Below are 20,180 nucleotides of genomic sequence, written 5' to 3' on the forward strand. Positions count from 1 at the left end.
GTGATAAATTGTTTATTTTTAAATAAATGATGCAACACAAAGGCTTTGAGGTAAGATAGAGGCTATGGAAATAAATAAAGAGACAAGGTAATGCGATCTTTACTTGCTTTAGCACTATCAACACTACTTTTAAGCGGTTGTGTGACTGAAAATAGTTACAACGGCAGTGACAAACCCGTCGTCGAAAATAAAATAAACAACGCAGGCGCAGCACGTACCCGCATTGCTTTGGCATTACAATATTTAAACACCGGTAATAATTCCCAAGCAAAATACAACCTTGAGCGTGCGAGCGAATATGCACCAAATCTTCCCGAAGTTCATTATTCTTTAGCCTATTACTACCAACAAGTTGGCGAAAATGCATTAGCCGACAAAGCCTATCAAAAAGCGTTGGCGATTAAGCCTGACGATCCGAACACCCTAAATAACTACGGTACGTTTTTATGTAGTATTGATGAGTATGATCGCGCGACCGATCAATTTTTAAAAGCGATTGAAATTCCTAGCTATATTCGTGTAGCACAAAGCTATGAAAATTTAGCCTTATGCGCCATTGAATTTAATGACTTTACCAATGCAGAAAGCTACTTTCAACAAGCGCTAAACCACAGCTCGCAACGCGCCTCTACATTAATAAGCTTAGCGGCTTTGTATTACGCCAAAAGTGACTTATATAAAGCCAGTACTTTAATAAAACGTTATGACGATACTGCACAGGTTTCTTCGCGAGCATTGTTACTCAGCTACTTGGTTAAACAACGCATGGGTAGAATAGAAGATGCTGAAAAAATTGCAGCTACCATTTTGCAAACGTACCCAAATAGTGTTCAAGCTAACGCCATTCGTGACAACCAATTAAGGCAAACAGAGTTTGAAGTGCTGCGAGAAAAGTACCGTCAAGCACAACTTGATGAATTGCAAGAAAGCAGTAATAACAATCAAATTATTGTGGAGCCAAAAATAAAAATTATTCGTAAAAAAAGCCCAACATCTGCTGTAAACTCTGATGATTCAGTAAAGTAAGCTGCATAAAATACAACAGAGACACAAATACCTTTTTAAATTAGTATAAATAAGAGTAAAAACGAGTGTATCGCTTGATATCGCTCGTTTTACTGTAAACCAATTTAGCATTTCAGTGTAATTCAATGCTAAACTGCTATATGTTAGGTGCATTAAAGGGCTTTAAAAATAAAAACAGCAAAAATTTTAAAAGGGCGATACTAACGTTTTTATAAAACCGCAGCTGATGATACCCTTTAAAAGCGTGCATTCTAGTAGCAAGAATAAACGAACACTAAAAAATAAAAACAAAGTCTTACTCTGGTTATTAAGCCAAAACATTAACTTTTACTCGTGGATCCAGACTCATACATATTATGAATGAAGATAATACACAACCGCAGAGCGACGAACCCTCTGTAGGACAAATACTAAAATCGCATAGAGAAAATGCAAATATCAGCATTGCTGAAATCGCCTCGCTATTAAAGCTAACAGAATCACAAGTTGAGCATATTGAAAGCGACGAGTATCATTTACTCGGTGCAAAAACGTTCGTTAAAGGCTATATAAAAAACTACTGCCGCACACTAAACATCGATAGCACAGCTATTTTAGCGATGCTGCCGGCTTTTAGCACATCAGATAAACCGGTCGATATGCAAAGCTTTTCAAGGCGCACAGAAAAAGAAGCCCATGACAGCCGACTTATGACCGTAAGTTACTTAATTTTAGCTATCGTTATTGGTTCTTCTGCAGTGTGGTGGTGGCAAAATGCAATGCCTATTGATGAACAAACTAAAACTATTAATGCTAATAACTCGCTCATAACTCAACAACAAGAAAACACCAAGCTGTTAGCTGAAACCGCCGACGAGGCACTATTAAATGACATTGAATCTACAGAAGAAGTAGATTCTGCATTACAAAATGAACAACAAACAATTCAAGCTGCGCCAGTTAATAATGCACAGAGCACCAGTGAGCCAAAAAACAGTGATTTAAGCACCATTTTTATGATGTTTAACGATGAGAGCTGGGTAGAAATTCACGATGCCAATGATGAAAAAATTGCTTTTGGTGTAAAAAAAGCAGGCTACGAAATGACCCTAACCGGAGTAGCGCCTTTTTCAGTGGTATTAGGCAAGCATGATGTTGTTCGTATTACCCTAAATGGTGAGCCAGTTGATATTTCGGCCTTTCCTAAAAACCGTTTAGCTAAATTTAAATTACCCTTAGCAGAGTAGTCGCTATGTTTTCAGAATCTCCTATAAAACGCAGAAAATCCACACGCATAAATGTGGGTAATGTTCCTATTGGTGATGGTGCACCTATTGCCGTGCAGTCGATGACCAACACAGATACGATGGACGTTGATGCCACTGTAGCCCAAATTCAAGCTATTCAAGATGCCGGTGCAGATATTGTTCGCGTGTCAGTACCTACCATGGACGCCGCTGAGGCATTTAAAAGTATTAAAGAGCAAGTGTCGATACCTCTTGTCGCCGATATTCACTTTGACTATCGCATTGCATTAAAAGTAGCAAAATACGGTGTTGATTGTTTGCGTATCAACCCAGGTAACATTGGCAGTGAAGAGCGCATTAGAGCGGTAGTTGATTCAGCGCGTGAGCATAACATTCCTATTCGAATAGGGGTAAATGGCGGCTCACTTGAGCGCGATTTACAAGAGAAATACGGCGAACCTACTCCAGAAGCCCTATTAGAATCGGCTATGCGCCACGTAGATATATTACGCCGTTTAGACTTTGATCAATTTAAAATTTCAGTAAAAGCATCAGACGTATTTTTAGCGGTTGGCGCATATCGCTTGCTCGCTAAAGAAATAGACCAGCCACTGCATTTAGGAATAACTGAAGCTGGCGGCATGCGCTCTGGCTCTGTTAAATCGGCCGTTGGTTTAGGGATGTTATTAGCAGAAGGCATTGGTGATACGCTGCGCGTATCTCTCGCTGCAGACCCAGTACAAGAAATAAAAGTTGGCTTTGATATATTAAAATCACTGCGTATTCGCTCGCGCGGGATTAACTTTATTGCTTGCCCAAGCTGTTCACGCCAAGAGTTTGATGTAGTAAGCACCATGAATCAACTTGAAGAGCGCTTAGAAGATATTATTGAGCCAGTTTCAGTGTCAGTCATTGGCTGTGTTGTTAACGGCCCAGGCGAAGCGCTAGTCAGTGATATTGGCCTTGCCGGTGCAAACCGTCGCTCAGGCTTATACATAAATGGCGAACGCCAAAAAGCCCGTATTGATAACAATAATATTGTTGATCAGCTCGAAGGCTATGTGCGCGATTTTATCGAGCAAAAGCAGCAACAAACACCAATCGATATAAAAATCGTAGAGTGATTTAAACGCCAGCAATATGCATTCAATTGACTTTTTTAGTAGCGGCATTCACAGCGCAGTACAAATTACATACACACCGCTATACTCGCAATTACCTTGTAGTTAGGGTTATAATGCGCGGTCGATTTTTTTAGTTTTACGTGGTTGCAGTCTAAGACTGCACATAAACAGATTTAGGATTTATCAGTGGCAAAACAAATTCAGGCAGTTCGCGGTATGAACGATTGCCTGCCAGGCGATACGCAAGTTTGGCAGAAAGTAGAGCACATTTTACGCGAGACCGTATCATCGTTTGGTTATCAAGAAATTCGTTTTCCAATTGTAGAATCAACCGACCTATTTAAACGCTCTATTGGTGAAGTAACCGATATTGTAGAAAAAGAAATGTACACCTTTGCCGATCGTAACGGTGATAATTTAACTCTGCGCCCTGAGGGTACCGCGGTGTGTGTACGTGCAGGTAACGAAAATGGCCTGTTATACAATCAAGAACAACGCCTTTGGTACATGGGCCCTATGTTTCGCCATGAACGCCCACAAAAAGGTCGTTACCGTCAATTTCACCAATTTGGTTTAGAAACCTTTGGTATTGCCAGCGCCGATATAGACGCTGAAGTTATATTACTCACGGCGCAACTTTGGGAAGCATTTGGCATAAGCGATCATGTACGCTTAGAGCTTAACTCATTAGGCTCAAATGAAGCTCGCGCGCAGTACCGTGATGCCTTAATTGCCTTCTTAGAACAACATACCGATGTACTAGATGAAGACTCTAAGCGTCGTATGTACTCTAACCCGCTGCGCGTTTTGGATACTAAAAACCCAGATATACAGGCAATATTAGTGGATGCGCCAAAATTATCTGAACATTTAGATACTGAATCAAAAGAACATTTTGAAAATTTATGTGAACGATTAGATGCCGCAGGCGTCAAATACACGGTTAATGAAAAGCTAGTTCGTGGCTTAGATTATTACAACCGTACTGTATTTGAATGGGTAACCGATAGCTTAGGTGCACAAGGTACAGTATGTGCCGGTGGTCGTTATGATGGCTTAGTTGAGCAATTAGGCGGTAAATCAACCCCAGCAGTTGGTTTTGCGATGGGATTAGAGCGCCTAGTTTTACTACTTCAAGCACTTGAATGTGTAGGTGACATACGCCGTAGTACTGATGTATATTTAGCAGCCATGGGCGACAAAGCCAGCATTCAAGCCCCTATTATTGCATCTACGTTACGTCGAGACGTACCTGGATTACGCGTTATGGTGCATGCTGGCGGTGGTAACTTTAAAAAACAATTAAAACGTGCTGATAAAAGCGATGCATTAGTCGCGGTTATTATCGGTGAAGATGAATTAGAGCAAGGCGTTGTGACCATAAAGTATTTGCGTGAGCGTAAAGAACAAGTCACATTAGAACTAGAACAAGCTAAAGCGCTACTTGCAGAACTAATTAATAGTTAAAATTACATAAAGCGCAGCGAGTAAAGCGCTTTAATAGAGGTAAGCATGGAAATTTATTCAACTGAAGAACAACAAGCAGAAGCGATTAAACGCTTTTTTCGTGAAAACGGCCTATCACTTGCTTTAGGTGTAATTGTTGGCTTAGGTGGTTTGTACGGTTGGAAGGCCTACAACCAAAATCAAATAACAACAGCAGAGCAAGCATCTGATGCCTACACTAAGCTTGTTGAAAGTGATGACGTATTAGCCTCTGCTGATGCCTTCATCAGTGAAAATAAAGACACTCAGTACGCAACTTTAGCGGCATTTGTTGCTGCAAAAGAAGCGGTAGATGCACAAAAATTAGATGTAGCGAATGAAAAGCTAAGCTGGATTGTATCAAATGTCGATAACGCGCAGTTAAAAGCCATTGCCACTACGCGTTTAGCGCGTGTGCAAATTGCTCAACAACAATACGATGATGCATTAACCACGTTAAATTCGCCGTTGCCAGAGGCATTTAATGCAAATGTTGCAGAGTTAAAAGGCGATATTTACACTCAGCAAGGCAATAAAGAACAAGCACGCGTAGCCTACCAAGCTGCGGTTGATGCCGGTGGATTAACCAGTAATCCTCTATTACAAATTAAGTTAGATGACCTAGCAGTAACTAGCCCAGCGGCATAAGGTTTTAGGCATGAGAAAAATAACAACAGCAACGCTCGCCCTTTGTATGGCAACACTTATGGGCTGTTCATCAAGTGATGATGAAGAAGAACTGGTACTTCCTGAAATAGCCAATCAGTTTGAAACAGAAGTTGTTTGGCAAGAATCAATAGGTAGCGGTGTAGAGCATTACTTCTCACGCCTATCACCAGCTGTTTATAAAGATACTGTCTATGTAGCGAGTCGCGAAGGCCAAGTAGAAGCGTTATCACTTGCCAATGGTGATACGCTTTGGGAAACCGATGTTCGTCATGATTTATCGTTTTGGCCTTGGAGCGATAACGATAGTGCAAAATTATCAGGCGGAATATTACAAGCTTATGGTAAAATCTATTTAGGTTCAGAACATGGCTATGTCATTGCCCTTGATCGTGAGACAGGTAAAGAGGTATGGCGTAAAAAAGTGCCAGGCGAATCACTGTCTAAACCTGCTGCAGGCGATGGTTTAGTGTTTGTTAATTTAGCATCAGGTAAGTTACTGGCCCTGCATCCTGATACGGGTGAAGAGCGCTGGAGCTTTGAGCAAGAAGTGCCAGCACTTACCTTACGCGGTCAAAGTTCACCAACCGTCGCTAATGGTGGTGTGTTGGTTGGCCTTGAAACAGGTAAGCTCAGTGTTTTAATTTCTGAGAGCGGCTACTCAGCGTGGAGCGCAGAAATTGCTGTAGCAAAAGGCGCATCAGAGTTTGAGCGTTTAGTTGATGTAGATACACAACCACTTATTAGTGGCCCATTTGCTTATGCTATTGCATACAATGGTAACTTATCAGCAGTAGATATTCGTTCTGGTAATGTTGTATGGAAACGTGAATACAGCAGCTACCGTGAAATTGCCATGGATTTGCAAACAATTTACGTTGTTGATAGTAACGGCGTTGTTTATGCACTTGATAAAGATTCAGGTATTGAACGTTGGAGCCAACCCGCTCTTCGTGGCTGGTACTTAACAGGCCCAGCGGTTGCCGGTAATTATTTAGCGTTAGGTGACCAAGAAGGCAATTTGCATTGGTTAAATAAGGACACTGGCGAGCTAGTATCTCGTGAAGACTTTGACAGCTCAGGTTTTTTTGTTGAGCCTGTTGTTGCTGACGATAAGTTGATTTTATACACCCGTGATGGTGAAGTTAGCGCGGTAAAAATACCAAACTAACTTACTAATAGTCATATAGTTTTTTGTAAGGCTTCGCACTGCGAAGCCTTTTGTTGTTTTTTAAAGAGGTAGTTTATGCTTCCCGTGATCGCTCTTGTAGGGCGACCCAATGTGGGCAAATCCACATTATTTAACCGTTTAACACGTACTCGTGATGCACTCGTTGCCGACTTTCCTGGCTTAACGCGTGATAGAAAATATGGCCAAGCAAATTACGATGGCTTTGAATTTATCGTGGTAGATACGGGCGGTATTGATGGCTCAGAAGAAGGTATCGAAACCGAAATGGCTGATCAGTCATTACTAGCCATTGAAGAAGCGGATATTGTTTTATTTTTAGTTGATGCTCGCGTAGGTATGACAGTGGCTGACCAAGCTATTGCTAACCACTTACGTAAGCAAGAGAAAAAGTGCTTCGTGGTAGCCAATAAAACAGACGGCATTGATGCTGACTCGAACTGTGCTGAGTTTTATCAACTTTCACTCGGTGAAGTTCATCATATCGCTGCCGCTCATGGTCGTGGTATAACTTTACTGCTTGAGCAAACACTTCAGCCAGTTATTGCTGAACTTGCCGCACTTGATGAAGATGTAGCCGATGACGATGAAGAACTTATCGACTTATATCAAGAAGGTGAAGAAGATGACACAGATCACCAAGCGTTTGCCGACAAGCCGGTAAAGCTGGCTATTATTGGTCGTCCTAACGTTGGTAAGTCAACCCTTACTAACCGTATACTGGGTGAAGATCGCGTTATTGTATACGATATGCCAGGTACAACGCGCGACTCTATCTATATTCCGATGACCCGTAATGATAAAGAATATATTCTTATCGATACAGCCGGTGTGCGTAAACGCAAAAAAGTAAGTGACGTGGTTGAGAAGTTCTCAGTCATTAAAACACTACAAGCAATCGAAGATTGTAACGTGGTGCTATTAGTAGTTGATGCCCGCGATGGTATCTCAGATCAAGATTTAAGCTTATTAGGCTTTGCCCTTAACTCAGGGCGCTCATTGGTGATTGCCGTGAACAAGTGGGATGGCCTAGATAACTACGTTAAAGATCGTATTAAAACTGAGCTTGATCGTCGCTTAGGCTTTATTGATTTTGCCCGCTTGCACTTTATCTCTGCGCTACATGGTACGGGTGTTGGTCATTTATTTGAATCAGTTGACGAAGCGTATGAGTCGGCAACTAAACGTATAAGCACCGCTATGCTGCGTCGTATTATGGACATGGCACAAGCGGATCACCAGCCGCCACTTGTTCGCGGTCGTCGTGTTAAGCTTAAATATGCGCATGCTGGGGGTTATAATCCGCCGCGTATCGTCATTCATGGTAACCAAGTTCATGATTTACCTGATAGCTACAAACGCTACCTAATGAACTACTACCGTAAAGCACTTAAGATTATGGGTACGCCAATCAAAATTGAATTTAGAGAAGGCGATAACCCATTTGCAGGGCGTACTAATAAAGTAACCCTGTCGCAAAAACGTAAAATTCGTGCGTTCAGTAAAGAAAACCGCAATAAAAGCTAGGTGCTAGGTGCTAGGTGCTAGGTGCTAGGTGCTAGGTCAAAATTAAATAGCGTACAATAAAAGTACGCTATTTTTTTATCTAAAATAAAGTAATAGTAATCGTAAAAGGGTTATTTGACGTCAAAGTGCAAAGCGTATGGCTGCCCCACATAGCCTTGGTAAGCTGTCTATGTACTGTTTAAATCATTATTCTTAAAAAATTATTTCTCCATTGTTTATATAAATAAAATAAGTAAGGAGAGCAATTAAACACACGCCTTAATGTTATAAAACAACGCATTAATTGAGTGAACTTGTTATTATCATAAAATCAGCGCGCATAAATAATAATTAAAATTTTAAAAAGTGAAATTCAACATGCTAAAAAAAACAATTTTAGCTATTGCCTTAGCAGCCACCTCGCTGCCAAGCTTAGCCGACAGTAACAGCGATTTAAAAACCATTATTGATAACCACTGGCAAAACGCCAAAGCTGAGAAAATATTTTTTAGAACCGATCCTGATGGTTGGAAGCCCAACGGTACCCTACCCGATTGGAGCGAGCAAGCCATTGCGAAGCGCCAAGCTTACAACAACAGCGTACTAAAAAACTTAGCCAGCATTGATCCTAAAACGCTCAATAGCGAGCAGTTAATGAACTACCGCTTGTTTAAATATGAGCGAGAAACCGAGCAGCAAAGCTACCTTTACCAAGATAAATACTTTCCGGTTAATTTTTTAAGTGGCTGGCATACTTACTTTGCAGAAGCGCCGGCTAACATGGCCTTTTTAACCGCCGAGGATTACGATGCCTTTTTAGTGAGCCTTGGTGATTACCCGCGCTTTAATCAGCAAAACATTAATTTAATGAAGCAAGGCATTCAAACTGGTTTTACCCACTACTGCGAAACGTTTAAAAATTATGGCCAAAGTATTAGCGCCCATATAGTTAAACAACCTGAGAATAGCGCCTTATATGAGCCATTTACCCGTATCCCTAATACATTTAGCGCAGCGCAAAAAGAAACTTACCAAAATAAAGCTAAAGCGTTAATTGCCTCAAAAGTCGTGCCTGCTTATCAGCACTTTTATGACTTTTTTGAAAACGAATATATGCCACATTGTAGAGCGCAGCCCGGTATTGCAAGCATCAAAGGGGGCCTTGATTATTACAAATATACAGTAAATTATTACACCACAACAAATGCGACCCCCAAGCAAATCCATGAGCTTGGCCTTAAAGAAGTGGCACGCATCAAAGCGCAAATGCAAAGTATTATTGATAAAGTTGGTTTTGAAGGCAGCTACAGTGACTTTTTAAAATTTTTAGCAACCGATGAGCAATTTTACGCAAAAGACGCCCAAGACTTGCTAGAAAAGACCGCTTTTATAACCCAAAAAATGTATGGCAAACTCCCCACTTACTTTGGCCATTTGCCGCGTAACACCTTTACTATAAAAGGCTCAGCGAGTCGCGGTGCGTTTTATATGCCACCTGCTGATAACCGCTCACCGGGTACTTACTTTTTAGCCTCAACTCCAAAACTGCAGCCTTTATATAATTTAGAAGCACTTAGCCTACACGAGGCCATACCTGGGCATCATTTACAAAACGCCATTGCGATGGAGTTAGACGTTCCTGAGTTTAGACGCACACTGAGCCACTCTGCTTTTGGCGAAGGCTGGGCACTTTATACAGAGCGTTTAGGTAAAGAAGCGGGCTTTTACCAAAGCCCATACAGTGACTTTGGCCGTTTAGGCTACGAAATGTGGCGCGCAGTGCGCTTAGTGGTTGATACCGGTATTCATGCCTTTGGCTGGAGCCGCCAAAAGGCGATTGATTATTTGGCTGATCATACCGCTTTGCCACAAAGCGCAGTGGAAGATCAAATAGACCGCTATATTTCTTGGCCAGGCCAAGCGCTTTCATACAAAATGGGCGAAATTAAAATACGCGAACTACGTGCCAAAGCAGAAAAACAGCTAGGCGCACAATTTGATATACGCAGCTTCCACGATACCGTTATTGGTCAAGGTTCACTCCCTATGGCGGTACTTGAAGATGTAATTAATGACTGGATAGCACAGCAAAAATCAGCTATTTAAAATAAAGCTAGAACAAATTGAGAGGCGGTATTGTTACCGCCTCTTTTTAAAGCCCTATTAAACACCTCAAAACTAATCCCTACCCGCTTTTGCTTCGTAAAGTTAATGATCTTAAAAACCAGAGCTTAAGTATGAAAAAACGTATTCTGTATTGGCTGCAAAATGATTTGCGCATTGATGACAACCCCATACTCAATGATTTATCACAACAACAATGTGAGTTGGACCTGGTCTTTGTGATTAACCCTGCTTGGTTCAAAAGCAATAACTATCAACAAAAACCCTATGGTGTACATAAACAACGCTTTCTAATGCAAAGCCTATACGAGCTACAGGAGTCTGTTTTAGGGCTTGGCCAAACCTTGCATATTTTAGAAGGCGATCCGGTAAAGGTATTCACACAGCGTATTAATGAGCTTGGCATTGATGAAGTTGTTTATAGCGAGCAAATAGGCGTTTATGAGCAACGCCAAATTACCGCACTTAAATCGAAATGCGCCACTGTGGTATTTAAATCTGTGATGCAAGACACCTTATATCAACAGCAGCAACTGCCCTTTGAACTTACTGATTTACCAACCGGCTTTACACCCTTTAGAAAAAAAATTGAAGCCACTGGTATTACTTTATCCGCAGTGCCGTTCTCAGCAAAAAGACTTCCACCGCCTATTATTTTATGTGCTAAACAGCCTATATCAGAGCCGCCAACAGGAAACTCTTTACTCCAAGGTGGACACAAAGCCGGCCTTACGCATTGTCTGCAGTACTTTTCATCAGCTTTACCAAGCAGCTATAAAATCACCCGTAATGAGCTGGATGGCTTTGATAACTCAACTAAATTTAGTAGCTGGCTGGCTTTTGGTTGTATTAGTGCCAAGCAAATTTTTTGTGCAGTAGATGCTTATGAAGCGCAGCATGGGGAAAATGAATCAACATACTGGATCAAGTTTGAATTGCTCTGGCGTGAGTATTTTAAGTGGCATGCAATTAATGTGAAGCATCAGTTATTTACTTTTAAAGGTAAAAAACAAAGCTCGCCACTTACCACTTTTAGCCCGAACCGTTTTGCAAAATGGTGCCAAGGCAGTACCCCATTTCCGCTAGTTAACGCTATTATGAAAGAGCTTAACGCAACGGGCTTTATCACTAACCGTTCACGACAAATTGCAGCCAGCTGTTTGGTCAACGAACTACAACTAGACTGGCGCTATGGCGCTGCTTACTTTGAACAACAACTTATTGATTACGATGTAGCCGCTAATTGGGGCAACTGGCAATATATTGCTGGGGTTGGGGTCGATCCGCGCGGTGGGCGACACTTTAATTTAGCAAAACAAACCCAGCAATACGACCCACACGGTGAATATATTGCCAAATGGCAAGGGAATGAGCACTGCGATGCACAGTTAGATGACTTAGACGCCGCCGACTGGCCTGTGTAATAATAAAACCTCGAACATAATACTGGCTAGCTGACTCTCGTTACAAGCCCAAGGTTAAGTCTTGGGCAAGTGTGCCGCTGGGCTTTTCTACTACGCGGTTAATTTCAACCCCGTTATGCTTCACAATAAAAGTGGGGGTATATTGTAAGTCATGCGCCAGGGCAATACCTGCCTCATCACGTTTGTCATAACCTACAGTAACAAAGGTTATTTTCGAAAGTTCAACCTTAGACTCATCAAGTAACTTTATTAATCGAGGTACTTCGCGAGCACTGTCATGACACCAGCTACCTAAAAGCACTAACAACTCTTTACCTGCTAATTTTTGCATCAATGCAACGTCTTGGGGTGTAGGCGAGAATGTTTGGTATTGCTTAGCAAATTTATCGTGCTCGCTTAATAAACGCTTAGCAGTAACAGCGTCTGAGTGTGGTTTGAACGTTGCATTCGCTGCCAGTGGGAGAGTCAAAATAAAGAGTAAAATTAATTGTTTTAACATAAACCTATACCTAACTAGCTTTTAGCTACTATACCCATAATCGAGCTTAAGTGAATACACTTACTTACTTTTATCCATAAAATTATTCACTTGCGATAAAACCGCTAAGTACTCACGTTTGGCTTCTTTGTTTTGTTCTAATTTATCTAAATCACCGATTAATGTTACTAATTGCGTATGTGAATAACTCGATGTTGTTCTAAACTCGTTTGTCGCCCCCACACCACTGAGTCGTTTTCTTTCATCCATACGATAAATATCTTCATTTTTCTCGAGCCAAATATCGTTAATAACACGAATATTGCTCTCACTGGTGGTTGTTTCTTTTAATTCCTTTTTTAGTTCGTATTGAGATATTTCGGGATTAAACTGATACACTTTTTTATCTACATCCACCTCATGGGCCTGATCAAGGGCAACCAATTCGTTATTTTTTACAGCGGTACCAATAGTGTAATTTTCTTGTTTATCATAATAATCAGGGGGGATGTCAGAGCGGTTACCTTCTTCATAATTAAAACGTGTGCTCGCCGCTTTATCTTGAGTAACCCCAGTTAATCCTGCTGACTTTTGGTATTCAGTATTTTGACTCAGCTTTGTGGTGCTTGTCGCGATGTAATCACCTTGATCCATTGCAAAAGAAAATTTCGCATCAAAATCAGCTAACTTAGAAATCCCATCGCCTAGGGAATTTTTATCACTACTTCCTAGTCCTTGATAACGTGGATCACGGGTGATCATATTGTCAACCAAATCAGCTACTAGCTCGCGTCCGTTAGTAAACTGCTGTGTAGCTACTGACTCTATTTGACTATAGCGCTCAGCGGCTGATGACATACTGCTAAACGCACTTTTAAAAACAGCGAGCCCTTGTTTCATCACTTCATCACTTTTGTGACCAAACGCCGAACGCGTACTTTTCTCTGAGCTATTGAGCTGGCTATCTTCTAAACTCTTATCGAGCGCTTTTATATATTGCTGCATTTGGCTTTTATCTTGAGCGCCAATGGTTGACATATCGAGCGAAAAATCAATGTTGTTTTGTCCGTTTACCGATTCAAACTCGAGTATTTGCTGCTCAGAATCTTCATCAAGGGTATAACTTAAATTAAGCTCATTGTCTTTTCCAAGGAGCGCTCCATCAACATCGGCAGTATTTCCCTCTGACGTTGAAAAATACAAATCAAAACCCGAAAGTTCTTTGTTATCAAAATTGCTTAGAAAGCTTAAATCTAAATCAGCTTGGTTTGCGGGTACGTAACGACTGTAAGCGCTTTGTTTAGCCTTAAAAAATTCATCTGCCATTTCGCCAACACCAGAAAGTACTTGCGTTAATGCTTGGTGTTCAGCCTCAGATAAGTCGCCATCTACTTCATAACTTACGCTAAATTCGTCAGTGGTTTCGCCTGTTTCCTCATCGTAACCTTGCGCAGAATGAAAAGTGATTTTAATAACATCACCTTCTTTGGTTTTTACCGACAGCTCAAATCCATAGTTATCATCGTCTTCAAATCGCTCGCGGTTAAAACTTTCCATAAAGGGGTCTAGCGAGCGTTCAACACGCTGCTGACTAGACGCTAAAAACGTTTTTTGATTGAACCCAAGCTGCCCCAAGTTTGATAAAATATCGCTAGTGTTAGCATAAGCGCCCTGAATATTTTTTACCGAGCTGTTTAAACGCTCAATTAACTGATCACTACGTTCGTTTTTTAATAAGCCCTCTTGCTGAGAACTTATCACCGTTCGCAGCGCAACCTCTTCACTGGAGAGTTTATAATTTGAGCCACTGGGTGCGCTGGAAATCGTGAGTAACGAGGATAATTGCTGATTAAGTATTTCATCGACTTGTTCGTCACTAAACTGACTGAGCATTTCATCAGTGATTGTTGCCGTGCTTGGCGCTAAGTGAGCTCTCGATTGTAAGCCTGTGGACACATTGCTGTGGTTTGAATTATTGACTGATTGGGCAAGCAACGCATTTAGGTTAGCATAATTTCCTTGTAGTTTATTAACCATGATTATCCTTAATCTTCAGTACAATTAAGTACTTTGTCGGCCATCTAATTAAAACCTTTAATTCTTTTTTTTATTATTCAAGCATAAAATATTTTTATAAAAACGTTAATTTAAAAGTAATTAACAGGTTTTGGCAAGCAACGACTTTAATATATCAGGTACAAATTTGCGCTGTGCGGTAATGGCATAAAAGTGCTCAAATGCATCAGGTAAACGTTGGTATTCAACTAATAGGCCTTGTTCTATTTCATCTTTTACGACGACTGAGGGCAATACCGATAGTGCACCACTATCACGGGCAAGTAATCGCAGCATAGCCATATCGTCGGCCTCTGCTTTTATTTTTGGCTGATATTGCCAGCGGGCACACAAAGCATTAAATGAGTCTCTAATCGCGGAGGTTTTACTGGGTAGCACCCATTGTGCATCCGTGTAACCGGTAGGAAACTGGCCGCGTGTTTTTTTATCTGCTGGACCCACTATGGCTAATGGCTGGCGAGATACCAACTGGCTTTGCCATAGTTGATCGTAATGCTCAAGCCCGATGGGTTTATTAGTTAAAACTAGATCCAGTTCGTGCTCTGCCAAACCATTTAACAGCCCATCCATACGCCCTGCAGTAAGCGAAAAGCGTACTTCGTCGTTACTCATTAAAGGGTTTATAAATTCCTCGATAAAGTTACGAGAGAGCGTATTAAGCACCCCGATTGATAAATGCTGAGTTTGGGAAATCATCCCTTTATGAATAAAAGACGACAGTTCTTCGCCCTTAGTGAATATATCGTTAGCGTACATTTGCACCCGCTTTCCCATATCGGTTAATGCCAAGGTACGTCCTTTACGTTCAAATAACTCAATATTAATGGTGTGCTCTAGCTGTTTAATTTGAGTGGAGAGCGCTGACTGCGATAAATGCAGCTCTTTAGCGGCTTGGGTTAAGTTACCAATTCGGGCAACAGACCAAAAATAATACAAGTGATGGTAGTTCAAACGGCTCATTATAGTTCTCTTTTATAGAACGTTTATATGCATTATATCTATTTTTATTTAGTTATCTAGTTTGTCATACTCCAATAACTAAATAAGGAGCACTGAATGAGCGAGTATATTATTTCGTTGTTATTACTAATGATGCCATTGAGTACATTTATAGCAGCGTGGCTAATTGGCCGACAACCTTGTGCCTCAAATGGCAATGTACTGTTTAAAGTGATGCTATTTAATAGTGTTGCATTTATCAGTGCCGTTGCACTTTATCGTATTTATGCCTTTGATTTACTGAGTTTCCTATCGCTCTCAGTGACCCGCGCTATTATGCTAGGACTAATCCTGTTCATAACGCTAATATTAATTCGGTTTTGCAAACACTATATGCAAGGTGAGCCACGTGTAAACTACTTTTGGCGCTGGCTGCTATTAACCGTAACCGCAGTGATGATTGTAGTTATGAGCAATCACTTAGCGCTATTTTGGCTAGGCTGGGTGGCAATTAGTTTAGCACTGCACAAGCTATTAATGTTTTATCCTGAGCGCCCTCGTGCGGTACTCGCCGCTCATAAAAAGTTTATTGTGGCACGCGTAGCCGAATCCTTATTACTCGTCGCATTTATTATTTTATCGGTTACTCACAATAGCCTATACATTAGCGATATCACTACTTTTTATCACACCACCACACTACCGCTATCTTTGGCTGAACAACTCGCGGCCTTTTTAATCGCTTTTGCAGCTTTAATCAAATGTGCTCAGTTGCCTATGCATGGCTGGCTAATCAAAGTGGTTGAGGTGCCTACACCCGTCAGTGCCTTATTGCATGCTGGGGTGATAAATTTAGGTGGCTTTTTATTAATTTTATTTGCGCCTTTGTTTATTCAAGCTGCGGCTGCACAGTGGTTAATTTTAATTATTGCTGGTTTAACTACGGTGATCAGCGCTTTGATAATGACTACCAGAATAAGCGTTAAAGTAAGGCTTGCTTGGTCTACCAGTGCGCAAATGGGATTAATGCTCATAGAATGTGCGCTGGGATTATTTGAACTGGCTCTGCTTCACCTTGTTACTCATTCAACCTATAAAGCCTTTGCATTTTTAAACTCAGGCAACGGTGTAAACGAAGATCTGATTCGCCGCCACATTCCAAAACAATCACCCACGTGCTTTGCTTGGTTAACGGGGGCATTGGTGTCGATTACCCTAGTTGGCGCTGCATGGTTCATTAGCGGCTATCAAGGCGCGGTCAGTGTGTGGCTACTTTTAGCATCGGCTTTAACTATTTTACTGGCCAATCAACATGGCGCTTCTAACGTGCAAACTCGCAGTAAAAAGTTGTTAATTGCACTCTTAGTAGTTTTTAGCTATGTGGTTGCTAAAAATATATTTACTTTAGCACTAGAGCTTGAGCAGTGGCGCGAAGCTGCATTTAGCCTCGCCGATAGCTGGGTAATAGCCCTTATTTTAACGTTAATGATTGCCAGCTACTTTTTACGCTACCAGTCTTGGCGACCACAGGTTAAATCACTTTCCACCCTATTATTTGCAGGTTTGTATTTAGATGAGTGGTTTACGCGGTTAACCCTAAAAATATGGCCGATAAATTTACCTAATAATGGCCACACCGATTTAAAAAATCATGCAGCTGGAATCACCGTTGAGGAATCAAAATGAGCAATCAAACGCATTCAAATCACACGGCATTATCGTTAAGTGACACTGAAAACAACATACTTAATAAAGTATGCGGTTACATAGCACCAAACTGGCCTTTAGATCAGATGATTGCCGTTAACCCATTTTGGGAAATGCGCCACCTTCCTATTGAAGATGTAAGCGCACGCATTGATACCTTATGTAATGCCAATATGCTCATGCCTAAAGACTTTTATCAGCACAAGTACGACAACGGCATTATTACTGATAACCACTTAGCCGATGCAGCCAAGTTACTTAACAGTGACTTTACGCATGAGCAACTCATAAAAACCCTACACATTGATGTTCCTTTAGTGGATTGGCACAACATTGCAGATTTACTCGACCAGCAGCGCAATAAACATAAAATGGCTTGGCATGATGAAATTACCCATCAATTGAGCCAGTTTTGTGCCGCGCATTATCAGCAGCTTGGCCCTATGCTTCATGGTGATGACACATCATCACAATCACCTTTATATCGCCATTGGTTAACCGTTATTCAAGCGGATAAAGGCATTAGTATTGTAATGGATGAAAAGCATTTAAATGGCTACTTTAAGCGACTGCCCACTTGCGCTGATGAACTGATTGCACTAACACTCTCAACCCTTAATATAGATAACGACTCGTTAGAGTTATATGCTCATTCGCTGCTTTTAGATATTAATGGTTGGGCATCGTGGTTGGCGTATTTGCGATTCCAAGGCCAACTTTACGCTAAACCCAAAGATGATATGAAACAGCTACTGGCCATGCGAATGGCATGGGACTTGGTTATTTGGCAGTATCTGGCAGATCATGATAGTGCTTCATTTAAACAACTACAAAGTCAGTGGCAGCAAGAAAAGTCACTCGTAGTTGAGCGCCTGCATGCACACAAATTAGCACAAAAGCCATTATGGGTGTGGGCAAAAGCACTGGAGCTGAGCTATCAATACCCGCTTAATCATGCACTGCAAAGCGCCACTAAAACCCCAGTGAACAACGCTCAATTACAAGCGGTGTTTTGTATTGATGTACGCTCAGAGGTTATTCGCCGCGCGCTTGAATCGCAAAGTAAAAATATAGAAACCTTCGGCTTTGCCGGTTTTTTTGGCTTGCCACTAGAATATCAAGAAAATGGTAGTGCAATTACTCGTCCTCAACTACCCGGGCTACTCAAACCAGCCATACATGCCACACAAACACACAAAGACGCGGCGCTTGAAGCATCTCGTCAAAATAGTGCTACATGGCAAAGTTGGTCAAAATCAGCCCCCTCATCGTTTTCTATGGTTGAATCAGCAGGCTGGCTGTATGCATTTAAATTAATAAAAAATACCTTTTTATCTAAAGGTAAAGCTAAAAAGTGCGCAACCACCGACTGGCAATTAACACAAAATCAGCAACAACTGACCCTAAAAGACAAAACCGACTTAGCTCAAAAAGTGCTTAACACCATAGGAATAAAAGAGTTTGCGCCGCATGTTATGTTGGTGGGCCACGCCAGCCATACAACTAATAACTTGCACAGCGCTGGCCTAGAATGTGGAGCCTGTGGAGGGCAAAGTGGCGAAGTTAATGTACGCGTGCTGGCTAACTTACTAAACGATACCCAAGTGCGCCAAGCGCTTAAAGAGCGAGGGCTAACACTGGCACAGAGCACGCAATTTATTGCCGCTATTCATAACACAACCACGGATGTCATCACCGCTTACGATACCGAGCTTAATGACAATCTGAAAAAATGGCTAACTGTTGCCACGCAAACCGCTCAGCAAGAACGCTTAGTAAATATCGACCCGCAGTTAGTTAATAAAACCGCGGATGAAATTAACCATGCTTATCATCAGCGTGCCCGTGATTGGTCGCAAGTACGCCCAGAATGGGGGCTTGCTAATAACGCCGCCTTTATTGTTGCACCACGAGCCTGGACTCGCAGTGTTAACTTACAAGGACGCTGTTTTTTACATGATTATGAATGGGAAAACGATAACGAATTTGCGGTATTAGAACTGATTATGACCGCACCCATGATAGTAACCCATTGGATCAATAGTCAATATAATGCCTCGGTTACCGACAACCATAAATACGGCAGTGGTAATAAAATACTCCACAATGCAGTCGGCGGTAATATTGGATTATTTGAAGGTAATGGCGGTGACCTTCGTATTGGCTTAGCCATGCAGTCACTGCACAATGGGGAAAAATGGATGCACGAACCAATTCGCCTTAATGTATATATTGCTGCGCCGCAATCGGCAATCGCGGCAATTTATAACAAACATGTCATGGTGAAGGAGCTGATTGATAACCATTGGCTCACTCTCATTCGCTGGGGCGATGATAATACTCTCGAGCAGTTCGAAAATGGACATTTCTCAACTATTTCAGCCTCTAATGAGCCAATATAAGCTATGCCAAAGATAGTCATTGCCACGAAACATAAAAAGGCGCCTTTAGTAGCTCCCGCTCTGGAGCCACTTGGTTTTGAGGTATTCACTACTGATTTATTTGATACCGATACACTTGGGATGTTTAGTCACGAAGTACAACGTCATTGTAGTGCCAATACAGCGGCACTGACAAAAGCTCAGCGCGCATGTGAACTCACAGGCGAGCAATTTGGGGTTGGCAGTGAAGGCAGTTTTGGGGGTGGGCCGTACCCGGGTTTAATGAACTGGGACGAAGAAGTTATTTGTTTTTATGATAAACACAATAACAATACTATTTATGGATACGCTAGTGGGCCATTTTCGCCCAGCAGCTTAAGCATTAGCAGTGAAACCAGTGCTGAATCAATCGCTACTGCATGTCAGCGCTATAAAAACCAACATTGGATACTTGACGACACCCAAACGCTTCATAAAGGGCTTAGCATAGAAGCGCTTATTGCTTTGTATACAGAAAAAACGCCAAGCACAGGTACAATCACGCCTGATCTGAGGGCCATGTATAGCCCGCAACGCCAAGTAATTATTAGCCGAGCTGCACAAGATCTTGCAAGGCGATTATCATCAACATGCCCACAGTGCCAAAACCCTAACTTTGTTGCTAAACAAGTTACAAAAGGCTTGCCCTGTGAGCTATGTAATATGCCAACAGAACAAATGAAATCAACTACTTCAGTGTGTGATAGTTGCGGCTTTAGCCACATTGAAACGAATAAAAAACGCGTTGCTGATGCAACATATTGCCAGTTTTGTAATCCTTAAGAGTTAT

At 41.6% G+C, this 20,180-nt stretch carries 14 protein-coding genes and 1 pseudogene; 12 read left to right on the forward strand and 3 right to left on the reverse strand.

The features are described from left to right. Positions 1-90 precede the first annotated feature (90 nt). From pilW to N523_RS0103235, 9 genes and pseudogenes are all read left to right on the forward strand, one after another. Positions 91-996: pseudogene (gene pilW / locus N523_RS0103195) on the forward strand (type IV pilus biogenesis/stability protein PilW); the annotation flags it as partial. 386 nt (positions 997-1,382) lie between these two features. Further along, the gene (locus N523_RS0103200) at positions 1,383-2,252 is read left to right on the forward strand and encodes a RodZ domain-containing protein (RefSeq protein WP_028834269.1); all 870 of its coding nucleotides are present in this window, start codon (positions 1,383-1,385) and stop codon (positions 2,250-2,252) included. 5 nt (positions 2,253-2,257) lie between these two features. Then, entirely contained in the window at positions 2,258-3,376 is a 1,119-nt protein-coding gene (ispG, locus tag N523_RS0103205) for a flavodoxin-dependent (E)-4-hydroxy-3-methylbut-2-enyl-diphosphate synthase (protein ID WP_013462930.1), read from the forward strand. A 186-nt stretch (positions 3,377-3,562) separates the two neighbouring features. Continuing rightward, positions 3,563-4,843 carry a histidine--tRNA ligase gene (gene hisS / locus N523_RS0103210; protein WP_013462929.1) on the forward strand — a complete coding sequence of 427 codons (1,281 nt, stop codon included), beginning with the start codon at positions 3,563-3,565 and terminating at the stop codon, positions 4,841-4,843. 45 nt (positions 4,844-4,888) lie between these two features. After that, positions 4,889-5,509 carry a YfgM family protein gene (locus N523_RS0103215; RefSeq protein ID WP_028834270.1) on the forward strand — a complete coding sequence of 207 codons (621 nt, stop codon included), beginning with the start codon at positions 4,889-4,891 and terminating at the stop codon, positions 5,507-5,509. Between the two features lie 10 nt (positions 5,510-5,519). Continuing rightward, positions 5,520-6,698: an outer membrane protein assembly factor BamB gene (bamB, locus tag N523_RS0103220; RefSeq protein ID WP_028834271.1), complete on the forward strand. Its 1,179-nt coding sequence runs from the start codon at positions 5,520-5,522 to the stop codon at positions 6,696-6,698. 75 nt (positions 6,699-6,773) lie between these two features. After that, entirely contained in the window at positions 6,774-8,243 is a 1,470-nt protein-coding gene (der, locus tag N523_RS0103225) for a ribosome biogenesis GTPase Der (RefSeq protein ID WP_010389444.1), read from the forward strand. Positions 8,244-8,600: 357 nt separating this feature from the next. Continuing rightward, entirely contained in the window at positions 8,601-10,328 is a 1,728-nt protein-coding gene (locus N523_RS0103230) for a DUF885 domain-containing protein (RefSeq protein ID WP_028834272.1), read from the forward strand. Between the two features lie 131 nt (positions 10,329-10,459). After that, a complete protein-coding gene (locus N523_RS0103235; protein WP_028834273.1) occupies positions 10,460-11,770 on the forward strand; it encodes a DASH family cryptochrome in 1,311 nt (436 codons plus the stop codon). A 40-nt stretch (positions 11,771-11,810) separates the two neighbouring features. On the opposite strand, the gene N523_RS0103240 is transcribed toward N523_RS0103235, so the two are convergent. The 3 genes from N523_RS0103240 to N523_RS0103250 form a co-directional block, all read right to left on the reverse strand. Next, on the reverse strand, positions 11,811-12,269 hold the full coding sequence (locus tag N523_RS0103240; protein WP_028834274.1) for a TlpA family protein disulfide reductase: 459 nt from the start codon (positions 12,267-12,269) through the stop codon (positions 11,811-11,813). Between the two features lie 60 nt (positions 12,270-12,329). Beyond that, positions 12,330-14,285: a hypothetical protein gene (locus N523_RS0103245; protein WP_028834275.1), complete on the reverse strand. Its 1,956-nt coding sequence runs from the start codon at positions 14,283-14,285 to the stop codon at positions 12,330-12,332. A 120-nt stretch (positions 14,286-14,405) separates the two neighbouring features. Continuing rightward, positions 14,406-15,284, reverse strand: a complete 879-nt coding sequence (locus tag N523_RS0103250) for a LysR family transcriptional regulator (RefSeq protein ID WP_028834276.1) — start codon at positions 15,282-15,284, stop codon at positions 14,406-14,408. Between the two features lie 96 nt (positions 15,285-15,380). Between N523_RS0103250 and N523_RS0103255 the strand changes: the two genes are divergently transcribed. From N523_RS0103255 to N523_RS0103265, 3 genes are read left to right on the forward strand one after another with little or no spacing between them, the layout of a single operon-like run. Beyond that, on the forward strand, positions 15,381-16,949 hold the full coding sequence (locus tag N523_RS0103255; RefSeq protein WP_028834277.1) for an NADH-quinone oxidoreductase subunit L: 1,569 nt from the start codon (positions 15,381-15,383) through the stop codon (positions 16,947-16,949). Further along, on the forward strand, positions 16,946-19,372 hold the full coding sequence (locus N523_RS0103260) for a DUF2309 domain-containing protein (RefSeq protein WP_028834278.1): 2,427 nt from the start codon (positions 16,946-16,948) through the stop codon (positions 19,370-19,372). The genes N523_RS0103255 and N523_RS0103260 overlap by 4 nt, the downstream gene beginning before the upstream one ends. A 3-nt stretch (positions 19,373-19,375) precedes the next feature. Continuing rightward, positions 19,376-20,173 (forward strand): DUF6671 family protein, encoded by a 798-nt coding sequence (locus N523_RS0103265; protein WP_028834279.1) that lies wholly within the window; start codon positions 19,376-19,378, stop codon positions 20,171-20,173. The last annotated feature ends 7 nt before the right edge of the window (positions 20,174-20,180 follow it).

The sequence above is a fragment of the Pseudoalteromonas sp. 23_GOM-1509m genome, assembly GCF_000518425.1.
GTDB lineage: Bacteria > Pseudomonadota > Gammaproteobacteria > Enterobacterales > Alteromonadaceae > Pseudoalteromonas > Pseudoalteromonas tetraodonis.